We start from the raw sequence: 19,419 nt of genomic DNA on the forward strand, positions 1-19,419 counted from the left end.
CTGTGCGTGCTATCTTTTAATTACAGTACTTTTTTAGATGGAAGTAGGGTGCCAAGAAATGCTCCAAGAACCGCTGGCAATATCCATCCTAACCCTATATCATAAAAAGGCAAAATTGTTGAATAAAGCTTCTCCAAAGCATCTAACACACTTAACTTCGCTTCAGGTACACTTTCAACTAAGGCTTTATAGCCGTCTATCAAGCTAATGAAAAATGTGAAAATCATCGCGATGGCATACACCGTTTGCTTATTGCGAAAGAACGATGAGCAAAGGGCTAGTAAAATTAATACAATCGCCAGTGGATATAAGAACATAAGAACAGGGATGGCAAATTGTATGATATTGTTTAATCCGAAGTTAGCAATCACAAAGGACACAACACACATTAAGAACACAAACCATTTATAGCTAACCTTTGGAAACACTTCGTGGAAAAATTCACTACATGAAGTGATTAAGCCGATACTTGTCTTTAAACAAGCGAGAACAATAATAACGGCCAATAAAATGGCGCCAAATGAACCAAAATAGTGGTCTGCCACTGCGGCAAAAATTAAACCACCATTATCAAAAGTGCCAACAGCTGTAGTACTGGAAGCTCCCATATACGTAATCAGACCATAGATAAGCATCATTAGTGCCATTGCAAAAATGCCTGATGTCCATGTCGCCTTTGCTATTTCCTTCCGATCTGATATGCCTGCACTTTTAATGGCATGAATGACAACGATCCCGAAGGCAAGTGAAGCTAACGCATCCATCGTATTATAGCCCTCTTTAAAGCCTGTTATGAAGGCCGCATCTATATAATCGCCCATTGGTTGCTGGAAATCCCCCATCGGCTTTACGATACTTGTAATAATTAAAATGAATAACATCATTAAAAAGGCTGGTGTTAAATATTTACCAATGTAATCCATAATTTTCGCTGGATTTAAGGAGAAATAAAAAACGATAGCGAAAAAAACAAAGCTAAAAACGGCAAGTAGTAAGGTAACATGTTGTGCTTGGATATATGGTTCAAAGCCCACTACAAATGGTACGGTTGCTGTACGTGGAATGGCAAAAAATGGACCAATCGTTAAGTAAAGGACTAATGAAAAGACAATACCAAAGACAGGATGAACACGACTCGCTAAATCGCGTAAGCCGTTACTACCTGATAAACCAATCGCTAAAATCCCAAGGAATGGTAGTCCGATTGCTGTGACTAAAAATCCGATTAATCCAAACCAAAAATTGGTCCCTGCTAGTTGACCCATCTGGATTGGAAAGATAAGGTTCCCTGCTCCAAAATACAGCCCGAATAACATTGTGCCGATGACTGCATAGGTTGAGAAAGGTATTTTTTGTTGCATAATTGATGTGCTCCTTAGAAGTTTTTGACTATAGCAAATTATTTTAATCGAATGATTTTTCATTACAATTCAATCATGTTATCAAGCATTTATTATAATTACAATAGTTTTTTCAAATAACATTATGAATGCTACAAAGTAGAGCATAAAAAAAAGAGCTGTCCGCTGACAGCTCCTTCTTAGTTTGCAACTGACCACTCAATATGATCCAAAAATTTATACACATCTTCATATACTTTTTCACGTTCTTTATCTAACGTAATAATATGACCAGAATTTTCGTACCAAATGATTTCTTTGTCATCAGTTTCTACAGTATTTAAAATGAAAGGTGCGCTTTCTTGATAAAGCTCATCGTCTAATGAACCTTGTAATACTAATGTTGGAGCTTTAATTGTTGCTAATTCATCACGTGTTTCAGTCGTTAAACGTGTTACGCCATCTAAAGAATCTTTCGGAGTAATACGTAACTCATGTAATTCTGAAATAATTTGATCTTTTGATTTATTTTCAAAATGTTTATATAAACGAGCATAGTGGTACAAACGTGTAAATAAGCCTTTTGAGTTATCACGTGTAATCGGTGCACACATTGCTACACATGCCTTCACTGGGAACGTCTCTGCAACTTTTAGTGAGAAGACGCCACCTAATGAAATCCCGACAACAGCGATTTCTTCATAGCCTTTGCTTTGTAGGAAATTATATCCTTCTACAACATCGTTCCACCAGTCTTCTGGTTTTGTTTCTAATAATGCTTCTGGTTCTACTCCGTGCCCACTATAAATTGGTGCATGAACGGTATAACCTCGTTGAGATAAAAATTCTCCTAGCTTTTTCACATCTTTTGTGCTACCTGTGAATCCATGCAATAATAGTACGGCTTTTTTGCCTCCCTCAATTGTTAGAGGTTGTGGCTTTGTAAACTTCATTTTAGGATATCCCCTTCACGGAAATTATTAATTGTGTATTTTATGTGTCTATCTTAACACCCTTTATTCATAATGTACAATTTATAGTTTTTATCAAATCAATGTGTTTCATGCATGAATGATGTCAACTTAACACCTGTACTATCACACTTTCTGCTACTTAACTTTTCCATTCTTCTAATTAAAGGCAACGTCCTTTTAAAAATATTTTGCCACCTATACTTCCTGTCTGTTTCTCGTTATAATGCAGTTAACTTAAAAATAACGAGATTAGAGGTGAAAAAATGGAATGGCAACAATTAGAGTATTTTGTAACCGTTGCAAAGTTAGAACATATGACACGTGCTGCTGAAGCATTAGCAATTTCACAGCCAGCGCTGAGCCGTTCAATTTCAAAACTGGAAGAAGAATTAGGTGTACCTCTTTTTGATAGGCAGGGGCGTTCTATCATGCTCAATCGCTATGGTGAATTATTTTTATATCGTGTGCAACGAATGCGTAAAGAATATGAAAAAGCTGTCTTGGAATTACAAGAGCTTAATAATCCGGAGCTAGGGGATGTGTCACTCGGTTTTTTACATACTCTTGGGACTAGCATTGTACCAGACTTGATTCGTGCTTTTCGTCAGAAGCACCCTCATATCCGTTTACATTTCACACAAAATTACTCGCATTCACAGTTAAAACAATTGCTGGCTGGAGAGTTAGACCTGTGCCTACTAGCTGCGATTGATACAGAGCCTCCCGTTAGTTGGAAGGAACTATGGCGCGATGAGCTATTTATTATGGTACCAATTGACCATCCACTTGCCCACCGCAAGAGCATAAAGATGAAAGAATTGGAGCATGAAAACTTTGTGCTAATGAAAAAAGGATACGCGCTCCGTCGCTCTGCAGATCGCTTGTTAAATGCTGCGGGCATAAAGCCTAAAATTTCTTATGAAGGTGACGAGGTATCTACCATTGCAGGTTTTGTTGGTGCAGGACTTGGTGTGTCCTTGCTACCAGATGATGAGGATTTAAATCCGAAAAAAATCGTCAAAATCCATGTTGAGGATATGGTTTGTGAACGCATTATTGGTATGGCATGGATTGACAATCGCTATTTGTCACCATCAGCACGCCAATTCCAACAATTTGTCTTTGATTTTTATGAAAGAAAAATTTCTCCTCCCTCTCAAGAAAGCTAAAGCGGCAGGTTGCGTTATGCAGCCTACCGCTTTTATTATGCTTTGATACATTTCACACGACAGGAATGGATATCCGTTAAATCCCCTGCCATCTTAAAGGAACCTTGCTCAATCAAAGTCATTAAACGGTTGACAATGAATTCATTACTAATATAATCATCCAAGGCGCCACTTATGGTACTAATCATATGCATCAGTAAAAGCCATTCTTCATCGCGTTGTGCATGCATATCCTTTGCACAGTCGAGGATGAGAGAATCCAATGCATCTACCTCTTCATGCACAATGCCCTCTTTCCACAATCGAAGTTTACTTGTATGATCTTTGAGCTCTTCCCATTCTTTGGCAAGTTGCTGACATTCCTGAACAGAAAATCGTTTTGCATTAGAACGAAGCTTCATGAGCATCTCTGAGGAAAGTTCTCCTGTATGACGAATATCTATATGTGGTTGAATTTGCTTTAGACCATCTGTTGCATCAATCCCATATACCATACTACATTTATGAATAAACTCACTCATGACATAGCGCAGACCAATTTGTTCATGAGTGTTTTGACTATACCAAACCCAAACATCTACATCACATGGTAAATCGGCGATTTTCTTCTTCCAACTTTCATACATATCTACATACAATTGCTGATCTTCATTGTCCTTAAAAATATGCGTGTTTAACCATCCTTTGCGCTCTTCTAAGCTATTAAGAGGTCCAATAGAGAAATGATCATAGACACTTAAAGCAGACTCATTTCGCTGCAACTGATGTTGACGTATTGCAAGCTTCATGGAACCTTGGGTTGCTAAGCTAAAGGTAATATGTAAAATAGCCATGTGAATTCCTCCTACTGTTTGCTAATGGCAATTTGTATCCCGATAAATGTAAAGAGGATACCTTGAACCATATTTAATCGCTTAGCAATCGCAGGTTTACCGATAATAATGGATCTAACCTTCCCTGCAAATATACTAAATAATAAAAATAACATGAATGCTTGTACTAAGAATACTATACCCAAAATAAGCATTTGAAACGCAACATGTCCATGTGATGGATTGACGAACTGTGGTAACAACGCAAGGAAAAATAAAGATACTTTTGGATTTAAAATATTCATTAAAATTCCTTTTTTATATAATGTAAGATACGCTTGCATATTTTGCTGTTGCAATGTAAATGGATCTCCTTTAGCATGAAATGATTGCCATGCTAAATATAATAAATAGGCAGCTCCTGCAAATTTGACGATTGTAAATATAATGGTAGATTGATAGATAATTGCAGAGATACCTAACACTGCAGCGCTAATATGAACAAGTAATCCCGTACACAATCCAAGCGATGTGGCGATACCTGCCCTTTTATCTTGTGTAATGCTTTGTGCAAGCACAAACAAATTATCAGGCCCTGGCATAATGGTTAAAATAATCGCTGCTCCTAAAAAAGCGAATATCGTTGAAATCTCCAATAATGTCCCTTCCTTCACCTCTTTTAACAAACTATTTACATTATACTACATGACGTTGTTTTCTTTAGATGTAAGTTTATGACTTTATTAAAAATTTTTCATGAACATTCGTTTCACAATAAATGCTCGTTTAAACAATACTTTTCTCCCTTAATACATTACAATAGAAGAAACTCATGATAAAATAGACGATTTCAATAAGAGGTGATTGTTAGTGGCAGTTAGTGATATTGTTTCGCAGTATGAAGACGAGCACGGTCAGGTTTACTATAAAATGAAATCCCATGACATTCAGGTAAAAGCTTCACAAAATTCAGGCTTAGCACCTGTTATCACCTATTGGATGGATGACAAAGATATTACTGACTCTATTCGAAAGTTACGCTTTAGTCCACGTCCTCCATCTAGCTATATTCAGGATTATGAGGAGTTTCAAGCTATGCTTTATTCGAGGGAACAACGCGCCATTAACCAGCTTTATGAACAAATGAGCATCAAACCAAAAAACATGTCCGCTGTAAAACAAGTGATATGGAGTTTCTTTGTGATTATATTGGCAATGCTCCCTCTTTTCATCGCCATCTGGTGGTTTAAATAATATAATTTATTCCCTTACTATCTTTTTTTCTTAATTTATCAAAACTTTCAAGTAATTTTTCTAATCAGCTTGACAGGCTTTTAGAAGTAGTGCATTCTTTAGTGAATAGTTGAAAAACTTTATGATGAGAAAACGAACGAAGACCAGTAATTAGCAACTACTTGAGAAGAGAGCGATGTCCATCGGCTGCAAGGCATTGTGCAAGAAAGACTAATGAACCTACTTCGTCATTCGTCCTAGCTAAACTAGGCGCAGTCTCCAGCGTTATGAGGTAAGTGGAATGTCGCATGATATTCAATGTAGGTGGTACCACGGAAAGCAAACCTTTTCGTCCTAATTTTTTAGGATGAAAAGGTTTTTATTATGACAACTGGAGGTAGTGTGGTGGAGAAAAAAAGAATTGTCGTCAAGATTGGGAGTAGCTCTTTAACTAATTCAAAAGGCGAAATCGATAAAGTTCGCTTAATGGATCATGTTCAGGCAATCGCGGAGTTGAAGAAAAAAGGACATGAAGTATTACTTGTGTCATCAGGCGCAGTAGCAGCAGGTTTTAAACAACTTGGCTACCCAGCTCGTCCTGTTACGGTGAAGGGTAAGCAGGCTGCAGCAGCTGTCGGGCAAAGCTTACTTATTCAAACGTACAGTGCATTATTTAGTATCTATGATATTATGCCTGCTCAGATTTTACTGACTCGTACTGATTTTTCTAAAAAAGAGTGCTATAAAAATGCCTATGCTACATTTGAGGAATTACTTGAACGCTCGATGCTACCTATTATTAATGAAAATGATACCGTGTCCATAAGTGAGTTAACCTTTGGTGATAATGATATGCTATCCGCTCTTGTTAGTGGTCTTGTTCATGCAGACCAACTTATCATTTTAACGGATATTAATGGCTTATATAACGCTAATCCTAGCAAAAACCCTCACGCTGAGCGCATTGATCGTTTAACGTCCATCACTGATGACCTGTTAAGCTTTGCAGATGGTACAGGGTCAAAGGTTGGTACAGGTGGCATGGCATCGAAGCTATTGGCGGCACGTACAGCCATACATGCAGGTGTCAAAGTTTTTATCGGAACAGGCCATGGTGCTCAAAAGCTTGTCGATATTTTAGCAGGGCGTGGCGATGGAACCTATGTTGGAGATGATGAACTGGCGGTGTTAAAGCATCATAAACAGTGGATTGCACTTACGGAAGTATCTGGTAAAATTTTTATAGATAGTGGTGCTGAACAAGCACTTATGGTCAATGGTAAAAGCTTGTTACCTGCTGGTGTCTTTCAGGTTGAAGGTGATTTTAACAACGGTGATGTTGTAGAAGTCTATAGTGAACAAGGTTTACTAGGTCGTGGTGAAGTGCTGTACTCGTCACAAGAATTAGTTTCCGCTATGGGCAAGCGGACTGATACATTATCGAAATGCCCTATCGAGGTAATTCACAGGAATAAATGGTTGAAAATTCAAACTAATTAAGGAGGAATGAACATGACAAGTGAAATTCAAGAAAAGGGCAAACGTGCCAAGGCTGCTAGTTATATATTAAATATTAAAACGACTTGCGAGAAAAATGATGCTCTCACTAAAATTGCAGAACAGCTATTGATTGATCAACAAGACATCATGGTTGAAAACGCCAAAGACCTTGCAAATGGAGAACAACAAGGCATGACGGCCTCTACATTAGATCGTATCATGCTAAATGAGGAACGTATAGCAGCCATGGCTGATGCCATTCACTTACTTGTATCACTCAAGGACCCAGTTGGTACAGTCGTCGAACGTATAGATAAAGATAATGGCTTACTCATTGAAAAACGCATTGTACCACTTGGCGTCATTGGGATGATTTATGAGGCACGTCCAAATGTTACGATTGATGCCGCGACGCTCTCCCTAAAAACAGGCAATGCAGTGATTTTGCGAGGTAGCTCATCCGCTAAGTTTTCAAATATCGCCCTTGTAGCAAGTATTCATCGAGCACTGGCGAAATCATCCTTACCGACAGATGCTGTACAATTAATCGAGGATACGAGCCGTGAAACAGCTAAAGAATTATTTCATTTAAATGACTACTTGGATGTGTTAATACCTCGTGGTGGTAAGGCTCTTATTGACTTAGTCGTTCAAGAAGCATCTGTCCCTGTATTAGAAACGGGTGCAGGCAACTGTCATATTTATGTGGACCAAATGGCGGATTACATAAAAGCAGAAAAAATTTGTTTGAATGCCAAAACACAGCGTCCGTCTGTTTGTAATGCTGCAGAAAGCTTACTAATTCACCCTGTTTGGTTTAAAACATATGGCACTCAGCTGTTATCATCACTCCATAAAGCAGGTGTTACCATCATTGGTGACGAGCTTGTATGCCAAGCATTTCCGACAGCCTCTCTAGCGACAGAGGATGACTACGCAACAGAGTACCTCGATTTAAAAATAAGCGTTAAATTAGTAGAAAATGTTTATGAGGCAATCGATCATATTCATCATTTTGGGACAAATCATTCTGAAGCCATTATTACGGAAGATCGATTGGTGGCCGAAACGTTTCTAAACAGTGTCGATGCAGCTGCGGTTTATCATAATGCCTCTACCCGCTTCACGGATGGTTTTGAATTTGGCTATGGAGCAGAAATTGGCATTAGTACGCAAAAGCTACATGCGAGGGGTCCAATGGGCTTACCTGCATTAACATCAACAAAATTTTTCATTCATGGCAATGGACAAATTCGTGAATAGTGACAAGCAATGGCAAAAAGAAAGCTGGTGGGCATTATGCGCCTAGCTTTCTTTCCAGATTTTGCATACATGGCGGATTCAGTAAAAAATAGAAAGAAGGTTTCGCATGAACATTTCAGCCATTATTAAACTGACCGTATCGATGGCGCTTTTTGGTTCCATCGGCTTTTTTACCGTTCATACTGGTGTTCCTGCTACAGAGCTCGTCTTTATTAGATGTATTTGCGCAACCCTTTTTCTAGGAGGAATGTGGCTGATCACAGGTGGACATAAAACAGAGGTTTGGGAGAAGAAGGAGATTTTCCAAACAATTATTTGTGGCGTCTTCATCGTATTAAACTGGGTATTTTTATTTAAAGCCTTCGAAGAAATGTCGATCTCGATTGCAATTTCTATTTATAACTTAGCACCTATTTTTGTCCTAATTTTAGGTGCCCTCTTTTTAAAAGAAAAAATGACCATTCAGGCACTCGTGGCTACCATTACTTGCTTTATCGGTAGTATTTTTATCATAGGTCTCCAAAACTTTGTGTCTTTCTCAGAGTTTATGCAATCAGGATTTATTTGGGCCTTACTATCAGCAGTGTTTTATGCCCTTACTATGCTGACAAGCAAGACCATTACAAAGCTTAGTTCCTACGCTTTAACCTATATTCAAACAACAGTTGGCATCTTGATGCTATTGCCCTTCGTTGATTTCTCACTCTTTGAAGGTTTAACTACAACCAATTGGTTCTATATTTTAGGCACAGGTTTTATTCATACTGGATTTGTTTACTATTTATTTTTTGATAGTATTCGCAGTCTTTCTACGATTCTAGTGTCAGTATTAGTTTTCGTCGACCCTGTTGTCGCGATTTTACTTGATATGCTGCTGCTTGATTTTATGCCAAACTTTATGCAAACATTGGGTATTCTATTAATTTTCGGTGGTATTTTCTATACGATCTATACGCCGAAGAAAAAACGGCTTTCCCAGGAGGTATCATAATGGGCAAACTCTTTACAATAGGCGAACTTTTAATTGATTTTACGCCAACACAGCAGCATGGTGCCCTAGCCAATATTGAACACTTTACAAAACATGCTGGTGGCGCGCCTGCGAATGTCGCAGTAGTATGTGCCAAGCTTGGTCAACAAGCGGCAATCCTAACACAAGTAGGTCAGGATGCATTTGGTGATTTTCTCAAGAAAACTTTGCAGCAAGCAGGTGTAGATACACAATATATTCGTGAAACCACTGAGGGAGAAACAAGCCTTGCTTTTGTAGCGCTCTCTGAAACAGGAGAGCGTGATTTTCAATTTTATCGTCGTCATGCTGCAGACTTATTGTACAAACAAGAATATCTCCCCCCACAGCTATTAACCGACAAGGATATCATTCATTTTTGTTCTGTTAATCTTGTGGAAAGCCCGATGAAGTATGCCCATCTAGCTTTTATTGAGCAGGCACATCAAGCAGGGAGCATCGTCTCTTTTGATCCGAATGTGCGCATGCCTTTATGGCAGGATGAGTCCATATGTCGAGAAACGATTCTAGCCTTTTTACCAAAAGCTCATATTGTTAAGCTTTCTAAGGAGGAATTGTTATTTTTAACAGCCATTGAAGAAGAATTGACAGCCGTACAGACGTTATTCCAGGGACATATCGCGACGATTATCATTACACATGGAGCAGAAGGCGCTACATTATATACAAAGAAACATCATATCAAGGTAGCTGCTGACAAAGTACAAACAGTCGATACTACAGGGGCTGGGGATGCTTTTATTGGGGCCATTTTACGTCAATTCCTCCAACATCAACTAGCCGTTAACAACATAGTAACTTATTGTGAACAGCATGCGGTTTCCCTTTTAACATTCGCTAACCGCTACGCAGGCCTGTCGACGACGAAACATGGGGCAATCCCCTCCTATTTTGCACAAAATGAACTACCATAAATCTATCCAAACATTAAAAACTAGTATTGATAGAGGAGGACTACCATGGTATCAATCACAAAAAAACGGACAGCCGCTTTTTTAATGGATGCAGCTATTTCAACGGCCTTTACATTGGGTGTTGAATATTTCCTGCGAAAAAAAGTAAAAAACGAGGCTGTTCACGCACTGGTTACACCAACAGTTGTGTTATGGACATTAGAATATGCTCAGCTTCGAAAAAAAGGACAAACCCTTGGTTACAAAGCGATGGGGCTTACATTGGAAAATGAAGATGGACGTCCATTATCTGACGGCCAAATCGTAAAACGTATGGTGTATCGCGATACACTGAGTATGTTTGACTATCTTAAAAGTCGTCAAGCCTTTGTACAACAACATGGACAACGCCTTCCGCATGATAACTTTGCTGGCACCGTTGTCAAAGAAAAATAAGGCTGTCCAAACTACCCTGAACTTAGCCCCACATGAGATAGCCGTTCAACAATTAACAGCAGCCATTGGCAATGAAGTACCAAGGACCATATGCGCCATAATCATACTATCACTACATTATAGTCAAAAATGAAAAAGGCTCCTCCAAATTTAGGAGGAGCCTTTTAATCTTTAGGTGTACATCGCTGAATTTTCTTCGGTAAAATCGCTTGTTCCGAAGGGTCCCTACCAATATTTTTTCATTAAAATATGTGGAATGCCGCAATCCATAAATTCTTCGCCTTCACGCTTATAGCCTAATTTTTCATAAAAACCCTCTGCATACGATTGAGCATTTAATTTAGCTTTTGTGAGCCCATTGTTTCGGGCAATTTCTTCTAAGCCAATAATAATTTCTTTACCAAGTCCAAACTTACGGTACTCTTCCAATATACAAATGCGCTCAAGTTTGCCATAGCCCTCGACAACTCGAAGTCTGCCTGTTCCTACTGGCTGCTCCTTATGATACACAAGAATATGATCACATGGTGCATCTAGTGCATCAAATTCATCAAACTCTTCTACCTCAGGTACTTGTTGCTCTTCAATAAAAACTTTACGTCTAAAATCAAACGCTGTTTGTAATTCTGTTTCAGTTGTTACTTTTTTTATGCTCATGAAAACTCCTCCTAATTTCTCCTAAATCGTCATCTTCTTGTGCAATTTTCGTTCGAAGATGATAGTATTAGTATAGAACGATTTTTATTGCAAATACAATAAAAATCTCAGGAGGATAGTAAATGAAAGAAATCTTACGTGAAATAGGTGCGATAGCACGGGCATTAGACTCGATTAGTAATATCGAATTTAAAGAATTGGATTTGACGAAGGGACAATATTTATATGTCATCCGTATTTGTGAAAATCCTGGTATCATCCAAGAAAAAGTGGCAGAGCTATTGAAGGTGGATCGCACAACTGCTTCTCGGGCCATTCAAAAATTAGAGACAAAAGGTTTTATTGAAAAACGTAGTGAGCAAGGGAATAAGAAAAATAAATTACTTTTTCCAACAACCAAAAGCTTAGACATCTATCCATTTTTAAAACGTGAGGGCCAATACTCCAATGAACGAGCACTTGATGGATTTTCTAGCGAAGAAATCGACAGCATTCACTATTTACTCACGCGAGTCTTGCAAAACATTGAAATCGACTGGGAAACTGTGAAAAAGGGACATAAGCGACAATATTAAAGGCGATTCCTAGTGTTTCCACATCGCTGGAATCGCCTCGTATTAAACATTGGCTGTAAATACTCTTTTTAAAACAGCTACCATAAACTCAAGATCTTCATCGGTACAGCAAAGTGGCGGACTTAACGTAATGATATTATCGTAGCCCTCCACTGTATCGCCATTTTTCCCAACAATTAAGCCATTCGCTTTACAATCAGCTATGATGTTGGCCACACGCTCTGCTTTTGCAGGTCTTTGCGATGCTTTATCTTCAACAAGCTCAATGCCAACTAGCAACCCAAGTCCTCGAATATCACCAACAAAGGGTAACTCTAATAAGTCTTGTAAATCATGGAGTAATTGAATGCCCAAATCTTTCGCACGTTGTACAAGTCCCTCTTCCTCAATGATCTTAATATTTTCTAATGCCACTGCACAGGCTGCGGGGTTGCCACCAAACGTATTGATATGACGAAAATGACTATAGCCGTCTGTCACTTTAAATTTTTCATAAATATCTTTTCTGACAGCTGTAATTGATAATGGTAGATAGGCACTTGTGAGTCCTTTTGCCATTGTGATGACATCTGGACGTATGCCGAAATGCTGATGACCAAATAATTTGCCTGTCCGCCCGAAGCCGCAAATAACTTCATCAATAATCAGCAATACTCCATATTTTTTACAAATGCGCTCGACTTCTTGAACATACGTTTGATGTGGAATCAAGACACCACCACCTGTTATCAGTGGCTCCATAATAACTGCTGCGATTGTTTCTTTTTGCTCCCAAATAATTTTTTCCTCGATTTCACGCGCTCTTGCTATATTATACGTTTCAATCGATTGACCTTTTGGACGACGATAAGGATCAGGTGGGGAAACGTGCAGGAAGCCAGGTGTCAATGGTTCATATTTATATTTACGTGATGCTTGTCCTGTAGCAGCCAGTGCCCCAAGCGAACTACCATGGTAGGCACGATAACGAGCAATCATTTTATAGCGAGTCCCTTCCCCGTTTTGTTGATGGAATTGACGTATTAACTTGAAGGCTACTTCATTTGCATCAGAACCACTATTCGAATAAAACATCATATAGTCATCCTCTAGTAAGCTGTTGATCTTTTCAGCTAGTCTAATAGCAGGCTCATGACTTTGTGTTAAAGGTGCATAGCATAGCTTCTTCAATTGCTCATAAGCAACCTTGGCAAGGCGCTCACGCCCATAGCCTACATTGACGGCCCATAAGCCTGACATGCCATCTAAAAATCGATTGCCTAAACTGTCTGTAATCCATGCCCCTTCTCCCTGTTCAATAATGGCTGGTGTATTTTCGTTATAAACGGACATGTGATGCCAAACATTTTCACGATCTTTTTGCTGTAAGGTATGTGTGAACTGATCGTTTCGTTCCATATCATGACCTCCAATCGTGTATCATAGGTGCCTTTTTTGTCTATAATCAATTTCCCCTATTGCGCTAGTTCATATTGAAATTTTCTGATTTCTCAAACATAATAAAAAATAGACATTGTACATTCGAAGGGCAGGTGCTAATTTATGTCGAAACATCCTCTACTCGTACGTGATGTCCTTAAGCGCGAACATTTTGAATCGGCGAAGCTTATTGCAGGACACCATGGCCTTGAGCGCCAAGTTCTGTGGACACATATTTTAGAAATCAAAGATTTTGATACATTAATCAATGGTGGTGAACTCATCTTAACCACTGGTGTCGGTTTACAGTTAGAGCGTGAAACACAAATCGCCTACTTACAGAACCTTATCCGCAACGAAGCTGCCGGGCTTTGCATTGAAATTGGAGACTATTTTGATCATGTTCCCGTTGAATTGATTGCCATGGCGAATGCTCATCATTTTCCAATCATTGTCTTTGAGGAGATTGTTCGCTTTATCGATATCACACAAGATTTGCATACGTACATAATTAACCAACACCAACAGGCACTTACACAGCTTGATGCGCTTTCCAAAACATTTATGGAATTATCGTTAATGCCAAATGGTATTTTAAAAATTTTACAAGTCCTTCATCAAGACACCGAGGCACCATTTTTATTTGTCTCAGAAGATACGAAAAGCTTTTATTATCCAGTCGAAGCAAAAAAATATTTACGTGTCATGGAAGAACATTGTCAGCAGTTAGAACTACAAGAGCCCTTGCATCATTTATCCATCGATAAGGGTCATTTTGTCATTATTCCAGTGAATGGACTTGGACAAGTTTGGGGCTATTTATGTATGCATTCTGGACTGCCAAAGCCAAGTGATTATACATTGTTAAACCTTGAACGTGCTACAATGTCGATTGCCCATATTTTAATGAGAAATCGCATGCTACAGGAGCGTCAGCAAAGCCGTGAGGATGAATTTATTCTTGCCCTCATTCAAGGCCAGCCAGTGGATATCCAGTACTACCAAAGCTATTTACCCATTGAAAGTCGGAATTTATTTTATCGGGTAGTCGTGTTCAATCTACATGACGAAGCTAATGCAGTACCCGAGGAGGAGTGGCAGGAAATACAGTTACAAAATGCCATGTATGTTCGCTCTATATTAAAGAAGCTTGGATTCTTTCCTACTGTTTCAGTTCGTCAACATGAAATTATTATTTTAGCCTTTTATATTGCTGCCGATTATATGAAGGATAATCGTGATTCCTTCGATCAAGCAATAGCACAAATTGTTGCCAGAAAAGCATCTCAGTTTTTTGAACAGCTCACCCTTACTTGTGGAATTAGCAATGTTTATCAAACGATTGAAAGTGTCCATCTTGGCTATAAAGAGGCTAAATCGGCCATCCAAATGCAGCATCATCAATTGGCTAGCTCCATTTATTATAAGGATTTAGGTGTTTATCGATTATTATTACAACAGGAGCAGACTGCCCTGTTACAATTTGTGAGAGATTATTTACAAGAAATATTAGTGCTGGATCAAAAAAATAACCATGATTTGTTTCAAACTTTAGCTGTTTATTTAGCTTGTAATGGGGCTAAAAATGATACGGCAGAACAACTGTTTATCGTCCGTCAAACACTCTACAAACGAATTGAACGGCTAGAAAGTCTTTTTGGTGCTGATTTTTTACAAGCGCCACATCGACTAAACATTGAAATGGCAGTCAAGGCCTATGAACTTTTGCAAAAAACAGCACCTGATTTGTTACGATTTTGAACGTGGGTCCATAAAATCACGTAATGCATTACTGAGCATATATAAGCCAAGAACAAGAATCGTAATGGCTCCTCCAGGCGCATACGTATACCAAGGGGCACCGATTAAATAAGCCTGGGAATCTTTTAACATCCTGCCCCAGCTAGGGTTTGGTGGCTGCACGCCAAGCCCTAAATAGCTTAGTGCTGCCTCTGCTAGCATTGCAGTTGCAAATGTGACAGTCGCAGCAACAATAATTTGCGATGAAATGTTGGGCAAAATATGGCGGAACATAATGCTATGAGGCTTGACACCAATTAATTTCGCTGCCAGCACATATTCTGAGTCACGTTGTTGGACAAAGCCGCTTCGCGCAATTCTGGCAATAGCAGGGATGGCGATAATGCCCAATGCTAAGGCCGTATTGACAATCCCAGGGCCAAATACAGCTACAAGCATTAACGCTAATATTATGCCTGGAAATGCCATTAAAGCGTCCATCGTTCGCATAAATATTTCATCAATCCAGCCACCAACATAGCCTGCAATCCCTCCTATCGTGATGCCAAACAATGTCCCAATTCCTACGGTTAATAGTCCAACGGCAAAAGCAGTTTGTGTCCCCTTCATAATTCGGCTAAAAATATCACGTCCAAATTCATCTGTTCCAAAAAGATAAGCACCACCTGGTCCACGCAATTTCTCAGGTATATTCATGGCGTTGACATCATGCGGTGTATAAAAAAAGCTTACCAACATGACGAGCAAAAAGCCGACAATGACGAGGAGACCAATGGATAAATTCAATTTTTTAGTATAACGCTGTAGTTGTTTCATTGTATCCACCTCTTAACGTAATCGGATTCTAGGATCTAATACAGAATATAAAATATCGACAATAAAATTAATCATCACCACGGCTACCGTAATATACATGACGATCCCCTGTACAAGTGGAAAATCACGGTTACTAATAGCCGTTATGAGAAGTTGTCCGACACCTGGCAATGAAAATACTTGCTCCACGATAATCGTCCCAGCAACAACCTCCGCCATAATCAGACCAAAAACTGTTAAAATCGGAATCATTGAATTTTTCAATACATGCTTATACATAACATTTTGTTCAGACATTCCTTTACTACGAATTGTGCGTACATAGTCGAGCTGAACCTGCTCTAGAATAGCTGTACGGACATAGCGAAAGTTAATAGCAATTTGTGGTATCGCAATTGTTAAGGCTGGGAGAAGGAGCGTACTGAGCGCTCCCGCAACACTTTGAGTCCACGGAATATAACCACTAATTTTAAAGAAGCTGAACTGTAAGCCAACGTAAAGAATGAGCATCATCCCTAGCCAAAAGGATGGTACAGCCATGCCAATTTGTGTCACAGTGGATAATGACACATCGCTTATTTTATTTTGTCTTCTTGCAGCAAACATCCCCAATGGTAAGGAAATGAGTAAAACTATGAGTAGAGTAATCCCTGCCAATGACATGGTGACAGGAAGTCGATCAAACAATAAATCTTTTACAGGCATTGAAAAACGAATGGAATCGCCTAGTTGACCTGTCAATAAGCCCTTCATCCAATCCACATATTGTGCATAAAGAGGACGATCTAAGCCGAGCTCAGAACGTAAATTTTCAATTTGTGTGGGATCCGCTTCTGTCCCCAACATTGTTCGCACCGGATCCCCAGGTAATATTTGAAAAACACCAAATGTAATCATGGATACTAGAAGGATGGTTGTTATTAACAGGATGATTCGACGTAAGATATACATCATGAGCACTCATCCCTTTCTAGTTTGAAAATTTAACCTCTGACATATCATGGAACCAGAATGGATAGCTCTTGAGCCCCGTCACTTGTTTGTCAGAACCCCAAACAATTTGGTAATCCGCAATATAAACTGCAGTAGCTTGCTCAGCCAAGATTTCCTGTGCACGATGGTAGTAATCTATTTGTTTGGCTTGATCTGTTTCTTTTAGCACATCAGCCATAATTTTGTCGTATTCTTCATTTTTAAATAAGAAGAAGTTTTCACCATCATTTGTAGAAATGTAATCATTTAAAACTTCATAGGCAGATGCACGACCCGTTAAATCAATCGTTGTCATTTCATAGTCACGACCAAAATAAACGCGATCTAGCCAGATTCCCCACTCCACAACTTCAATCTCTACATCAATACCAATTTCTTGTAAATTCGCCACTGCAATTTGGGCAATATTCGAATAAATATCATTGTGTGAAGACACAGTTATTTTTGTTTTGAAGCCATCCGGATAACCGGCCTCTGCTAATAATGCTTTGGCCTTTTCTACATCGCGTTCATACATGCTTTCTAAGCCCTTCTTTTGGAAATCGCCCATCGCTGGACTCATATTAGAACCAAGTGGGACAGCATAACCTGCAAATACGGAATCAATAATATCGGATTTACTAATCGCGTAGTTAATAGCTTGTCGAACTTTCACATTATCGAATGGTGCTTTTGTTTCATTAAATGTGATGATTAAGGAAGAGTTATTATTTTGATGCGATAAATTGTAGCTGCTCTCAACCTCACCCACACGATGCCAAGGAACACTTGTTAAATCAACCTCGTTTGCCATCAGGCTCATAATTGCTGCCTGATCGTCCGATTGGAAATTGAAGGTAACTTTATTCAAGTAAGGTAAACCTTCTTGCCAATACTGCTCATTTTTCTTCAGTTCTAAATTGGTACCTGGCGCATATTTCACAAAGGCAAATGGCCCTGTACCAATTGGATTCTCATTATGTTTTCCATCATTACTTTTAGGAATAATAGCTGACTGTCTTGCTGTTAATGAATACAGGAAATTAGAATTAGGCTCCTTTAACTGAATGACAAATGTACTGGCATCTGATGCCTCAGTTGATGCCACATTATCGAAGTTATTCGACATTTTTTCCCCACCGTTTTTCCCCATTAAACGGTCAAAGGAATATTGAATATCGTCCATCGTTAAGTCATCACCATTATGGAATTTCACACCTTGGCGAATTTTAAATGTATATGTTAAACCATCCTCAGAAATTTCATAGCTCTCTGCTAGCCCTTCTTTTAAAGAGCCATCTGTTTCTGGTGCCATCAGCCCTTCAAATAGATTCATAATCATTTGATATGAAATGGAAGCCGTTGCTTTATGTGGATCTAAAAAATCTGGATCATCATTCACACGTACAACAATTTCCTGCGGTACATCTGCTGTTGTTTGTCCATTGGAACTATTGGAGCTCGTCGGAACTTTCTCTCCATTACTTGAACAAGCGCTTATGATGAATGCCATCATGAACGTTAAGAGCATTAACCCACCGTTTCTCAATTTCATTGCCGTTCCCCCTTTTCCTAAGTGCTTATCTTTTGAATGCTTGTATAGCTTTCCACACCTGCCAATTTATCTGCCCCTTGAATACCAGCAAGAATGGCTTCCTCCATCACCTTCGTCGCTAAATGGCCCAAATAATCTAACGCAAATGTTTGCTCTCCCGTACCTAGCACAAAAATGGTATCCCCATCAAGCATGGTATGGACAGGATAAATTGTTCGGGCAAGGGCATTTTGCGTAAGCTGGGCAATCTTTTTAGCTTCTGCCTTCGTTAACTTCGCATTCAGCGCAACAACGCCAATGGTTGTATTGGTACCAGCAAGTGCCTCTGATTGTGCATACTGTTCGAGGTAGGCACAGCAGTCCACCCACTGTCTTGTTTGGGCATTTCTTGCTCCTGCTAAAATTTGCCGTGTAGTAGGGTTCTTGACATCTCCCACTGCATTAACAGCTACAATGGCCCCAGCTATAAGCCCCTCTTTACCCGCAAAAGATGCACTGCCAAGCCCACCTTTCATCGCAAATTCAGGCCCTGCTAGCTTGCCTACCGTTGCACCATAGCCAGCACCAACATTGCCATTCTGAAATGGACCAATTTGCGCTGCTTGTGCCGCTTCATAGCCCATTTGTGCTGTTGGTCGAGCTTGAGGATCTCCGATAAATAAGTCAAAAAGTACGGCACTTGGTACAATGGGTATTTTTGCAACCCCTGCATCAACCCCAATTCCTTGCTCCTCTAAAAATTGCATCACTCCTGTGGCAGCATCTAATCCAAAGGCGCTGCCCCCTGAAAGACAAATACCGTGCACGCGATCAATTTCATTAATGGGATCTAACGCATCAGTTTCACGAGTACCTGGTGCAGATCCTCGGACATCTACCCCACAGACTGCTCCGCCTTCCATTAATAACGCCGTACAGCCTGTAATCCCCTCTTTGTTTTCACGATGACCCACCTTGATCCCTGGAACATCGGTTATATTGCCAAACATACCAA

The 19,419-nt window shown here is 39.4% G+C and carries 19 protein-coding genes; 9 read left to right on the forward strand and 10 right to left on the reverse strand.

Features of this window, described 5'->3' with window-relative positions; all coding sequences use genetic code 11:
• Nucleotides 1–20 precede the first annotated feature (20 nt).
• Together brnQ and AO843_RS05050 are read right to left on the reverse strand one after the other, a co-directional pair.
• Nucleotides 21–1,361 carry a branched-chain amino acid transport system II carrier protein gene (gene brnQ / locus AO843_RS05045; protein ID WP_054610065.1) on the reverse strand — a complete coding sequence of 447 codons (1,341 nt, stop codon included), beginning with the start codon at nucleotides 1,359–1,361 and terminating at the stop codon, nucleotides 21–23.
• Nucleotides 1,362–1,540: 179 nt separating this feature from the next.
• Entirely contained in the window at nucleotides 1,541–2,293 is a 753-nt protein-coding gene (locus tag AO843_RS05050) for an alpha/beta hydrolase (protein WP_054610066.1), read from the reverse strand.
• A gap of 284 nt (nucleotides 2,294–2,577) precedes the next feature.
• Between AO843_RS05050 and AO843_RS05055 the strand changes: the two genes are divergently transcribed.
• Nucleotides 2,578–3,483 (forward strand): LysR family transcriptional regulator, encoded by a 906-nt coding sequence (locus AO843_RS05055; protein ID WP_054610067.1) that lies wholly within the window; start codon nucleotides 2,578–2,580, stop codon nucleotides 3,481–3,483.
• Nucleotides 3,484–3,518: 35 nt separating this feature from the next.
• Here the strand turns inward: AO843_RS05055 and AO843_RS05060 are convergent, their stop codons facing one another.
• Nucleotides 3,519–4,316, reverse strand: coding sequence for a DUF1835 domain-containing protein (locus tag AO843_RS05060; protein ID WP_054610068.1), 798 nt, complete (start codon nucleotides 4,314–4,316; stop codon nucleotides 3,519–3,521).
• Between the two features lie 11 nt (nucleotides 4,317–4,327).
• Nucleotides 4,328–4,951, reverse strand: coding sequence for a LysE family translocator (locus AO843_RS05065; RefSeq protein WP_054610069.1), 624 nt, complete (start codon nucleotides 4,949–4,951; stop codon nucleotides 4,328–4,330).
• A 214-nt stretch (nucleotides 4,952–5,165) separates the two neighbouring features.
• Here AO843_RS05065 and AO843_RS05070 point away from each other — a divergent pair, with 214 nt between their 5' ends.
• The 6 genes from AO843_RS05070 to AO843_RS05095 all read left to right on the forward strand — a co-directional run bounded on the left by AO843_RS05070 (nucleotide 5,166) and on the right by AO843_RS05095 (nucleotide 10,670).
• The gene (locus AO843_RS05070; protein WP_054610070.1) at nucleotides 5,166–5,549 is read left to right on the forward strand and encodes a hypothetical protein; all 384 of its coding nucleotides are present in this window, start codon (nucleotides 5,166–5,168) and stop codon (nucleotides 5,547–5,549) included.
• A 384-nt stretch (nucleotides 5,550–5,933) separates the two neighbouring features.
• Complete coding sequence (gene proB, locus AO843_RS05075; protein WP_054610071.1) at nucleotides 5,934–7,028, forward strand: glutamate 5-kinase; 1,095 nt, start codon at nucleotides 5,934–5,936, stop codon at nucleotides 7,026–7,028.
• A gap of 12 nt (nucleotides 7,029–7,040) precedes the next feature.
• Nucleotides 7,041–8,291, forward strand: coding sequence for a glutamate-5-semialdehyde dehydrogenase (locus AO843_RS05080; RefSeq protein WP_054610072.1), 1,251 nt, complete (start codon nucleotides 7,041–7,043; stop codon nucleotides 8,289–8,291).
• A 106-nt stretch (nucleotides 8,292–8,397) separates the two neighbouring features.
• Nucleotides 8,398–9,282, forward strand: coding sequence for a DMT family transporter (locus tag AO843_RS05085; protein ID WP_054610073.1), 885 nt, complete (start codon nucleotides 8,398–8,400; stop codon nucleotides 9,280–9,282).
• A complete protein-coding gene (locus AO843_RS05090; RefSeq protein ID WP_054610074.1) occupies nucleotides 9,282–10,235 on the forward strand; it encodes a carbohydrate kinase family protein in 954 nt (317 codons plus the stop codon). Before AO843_RS05085 ends, AO843_RS05090 begins: the two co-directional genes overlap by 1 nt.
• Nucleotides 10,236–10,280: 45 nt before the next feature.
• On the forward strand, nucleotides 10,281–10,670 hold the full coding sequence (locus tag AO843_RS05095; RefSeq protein WP_054610075.1) for an RDD family protein: 390 nt from the start codon (nucleotides 10,281–10,283) through the stop codon (nucleotides 10,668–10,670).
• A gap of 225 nt (nucleotides 10,671–10,895) precedes the next feature.
• Here the strand turns inward: AO843_RS05095 and AO843_RS05100 are convergent, their stop codons facing one another.
• On the reverse strand, nucleotides 10,896–11,327 hold the full coding sequence (locus AO843_RS05100; protein ID WP_054610076.1) for a GNAT family N-acetyltransferase: 432 nt from the start codon (nucleotides 11,325–11,327) through the stop codon (nucleotides 10,896–10,898).
• Between the two features lie 122 nt (nucleotides 11,328–11,449).
• On the opposite strand from AO843_RS05100, the gene AO843_RS05105 reads away from it, so the two are divergent.
• Nucleotides 11,450–11,902 carry a MarR family winged helix-turn-helix transcriptional regulator gene (locus AO843_RS05105; RefSeq protein WP_054610077.1) on the forward strand — a complete coding sequence of 151 codons (453 nt, stop codon included), beginning with the start codon at nucleotides 11,450–11,452 and terminating at the stop codon, nucleotides 11,900–11,902.
• Nucleotides 11,903–11,944: 42 nt separating this feature from the next.
• Here the strand turns inward: AO843_RS05105 and AO843_RS05110 are convergent, their stop codons facing one another.
• Nucleotides 11,945–13,300, reverse strand: coding sequence for an aspartate aminotransferase family protein (locus AO843_RS05110; protein ID WP_054610078.1), 1,356 nt, complete (start codon nucleotides 13,298–13,300; stop codon nucleotides 11,945–11,947).
• Nucleotides 13,301–13,444: 144 nt separating this feature from the next.
• On the opposite strand from AO843_RS05110, the gene AO843_RS05115 reads away from it, so the two are divergent.
• Nucleotides 13,445–15,082: a PucR family transcriptional regulator gene (locus AO843_RS05115; RefSeq protein WP_054610079.1), complete on the forward strand. Its 1,638-nt coding sequence runs from the start codon at nucleotides 13,445–13,447 to the stop codon at nucleotides 15,080–15,082.
• Here the strand turns inward: AO843_RS05115 and AO843_RS05120 are convergent.
• The 4 genes from AO843_RS05120 to AO843_RS05135 are packed head-to-tail and all read right to left on the reverse strand — an operon-like array spanning nucleotide 15,071 to nucleotide 19,414.
• Complete coding sequence (locus tag AO843_RS05120; protein ID WP_054610080.1) at nucleotides 15,071–15,898, reverse strand: ABC transporter permease; 828 nt, start codon at nucleotides 15,896–15,898, stop codon at nucleotides 15,071–15,073. The two genes, AO843_RS05115 and AO843_RS05120, sit on opposite strands and share 12 nt — an antisense overlap.
• A gap of 12 nt (nucleotides 15,899–15,910) precedes the next feature.
• Nucleotides 15,911–16,852, reverse strand: coding sequence for an ABC transporter permease (locus AO843_RS05125; RefSeq protein ID WP_054610081.1), 942 nt, complete (start codon nucleotides 16,850–16,852; stop codon nucleotides 15,911–15,913).
• A gap of 16 nt (nucleotides 16,853–16,868) precedes the next feature.
• Complete coding sequence (locus AO843_RS05130) at nucleotides 16,869–18,425, reverse strand: ABC transporter substrate-binding protein (protein ID WP_054610082.1); 1,557 nt, start codon at nucleotides 18,423–18,425, stop codon at nucleotides 16,869–16,871.
• 17 nt (nucleotides 18,426–18,442) lie between these two features.
• Nucleotides 18,443–19,414, reverse strand: coding sequence for a P1 family peptidase (locus AO843_RS05135; RefSeq protein WP_054610083.1), 972 nt, complete (start codon nucleotides 19,412–19,414; stop codon nucleotides 18,443–18,445).
• Nucleotides 19,415–19,419: the final 5 nt, after the last annotated feature.

This window comes from Lysinibacillus sp. ZYM-1, from assembly GCF_001308875.1.
Taxonomy (GTDB): Bacteria; Bacillota; Bacilli; order Bacillales_A; family Planococcaceae; genus Lysinibacillus.

What these genes read in the sequence shown, in the direction of transcription:
- brnQ (WP_054610065.1), bottom strand. Translation starts at nt 1,361, where the DNA reads ATGCAACAAAAAATACCTTTCTCAACCTATGCAGTCATCGGCACAATG.
- AO843_RS05050 (WP_054610066.1), bottom strand. Translation starts at nt 2,293, where the DNA reads ATGAAGTTTACAAAGCCACAACCTCTAACAATTGAGGGAGGCAAAAAA.
- AO843_RS05055 (WP_054610067.1), top strand. Translation starts at nt 2,578, where the DNA reads ATGGAATGGCAACAATTAGAGTATTTTGTAACCGTTGCAAAGTTAGAA.
- AO843_RS05060 (WP_054610068.1), bottom strand. Translation starts at nt 4,316, where the DNA reads ATGGCTATTTTACATATTACCTTTAGCTTAGCAACCCAAGGTTCCATG.
- AO843_RS05080 (WP_054610072.1), top strand. Translation starts at nt 7,041, where the DNA reads ATGACAAGTGAAATTCAAGAAAAGGGCAAACGTGCCAAGGCTGCTAGT.
- AO843_RS05085 (WP_054610073.1), top strand. Translation starts at nt 8,398, where the DNA reads ATGAACATTTCAGCCATTATTAAACTGACCGTATCGATGGCGCTTTTT.
- AO843_RS05090 (WP_054610074.1), top strand. Translation starts at nt 9,282, where the DNA reads ATGGGCAAACTCTTTACAATAGGCGAACTTTTAATTGATTTTACGCCA.
- AO843_RS05095 (WP_054610075.1), top strand. Translation starts at nt 10,281, where the DNA reads ATGGTATCAATCACAAAAAAACGGACAGCCGCTTTTTTAATGGATGCA.
- AO843_RS05100 (WP_054610076.1), bottom strand. Translation starts at nt 11,327, where the DNA reads ATGAGCATAAAAAAAGTAACAACTGAAACAGAATTACAAACAGCGTTT.
- AO843_RS05105 (WP_054610077.1), top strand. Translation starts at nt 11,450, where the DNA reads ATGAAAGAAATCTTACGTGAAATAGGTGCGATAGCACGGGCATTAGAC.
- AO843_RS05110 (WP_054610078.1), bottom strand. Translation starts at nt 13,300, where the DNA reads ATGGAACGAAACGATCAGTTCACACATACCTTACAGCAAAAAGATCGT.
- AO843_RS05115 (WP_054610079.1), top strand. Translation starts at nt 13,445, where the DNA reads ATGTCGAAACATCCTCTACTCGTACGTGATGTCCTTAAGCGCGAACAT.
- AO843_RS05120 (WP_054610080.1), bottom strand. Translation starts at nt 15,898, where the DNA reads ATGAAACAACTACAGCGTTATACTAAAAAATTGAATTTATCCATTGGT.
- AO843_RS05125 (WP_054610081.1), bottom strand. Translation starts at nt 16,852, where the DNA reads ATGATGTATATCTTACGTCGAATCATCCTGTTAATAACAACCATCCTT.
- AO843_RS05130 (WP_054610082.1), bottom strand. Translation starts at nt 18,425, where the DNA reads ATGAAATTGAGAAACGGTGGGTTAATGCTCTTAACGTTCATGATGGCA.
- AO843_RS05135 (WP_054610083.1), bottom strand. Translation starts at nt 19,414, where the DNA reads ATGTTTGGCAATATAACCGATGTTCCAGGGATCAAGGTGGGTCATCGT.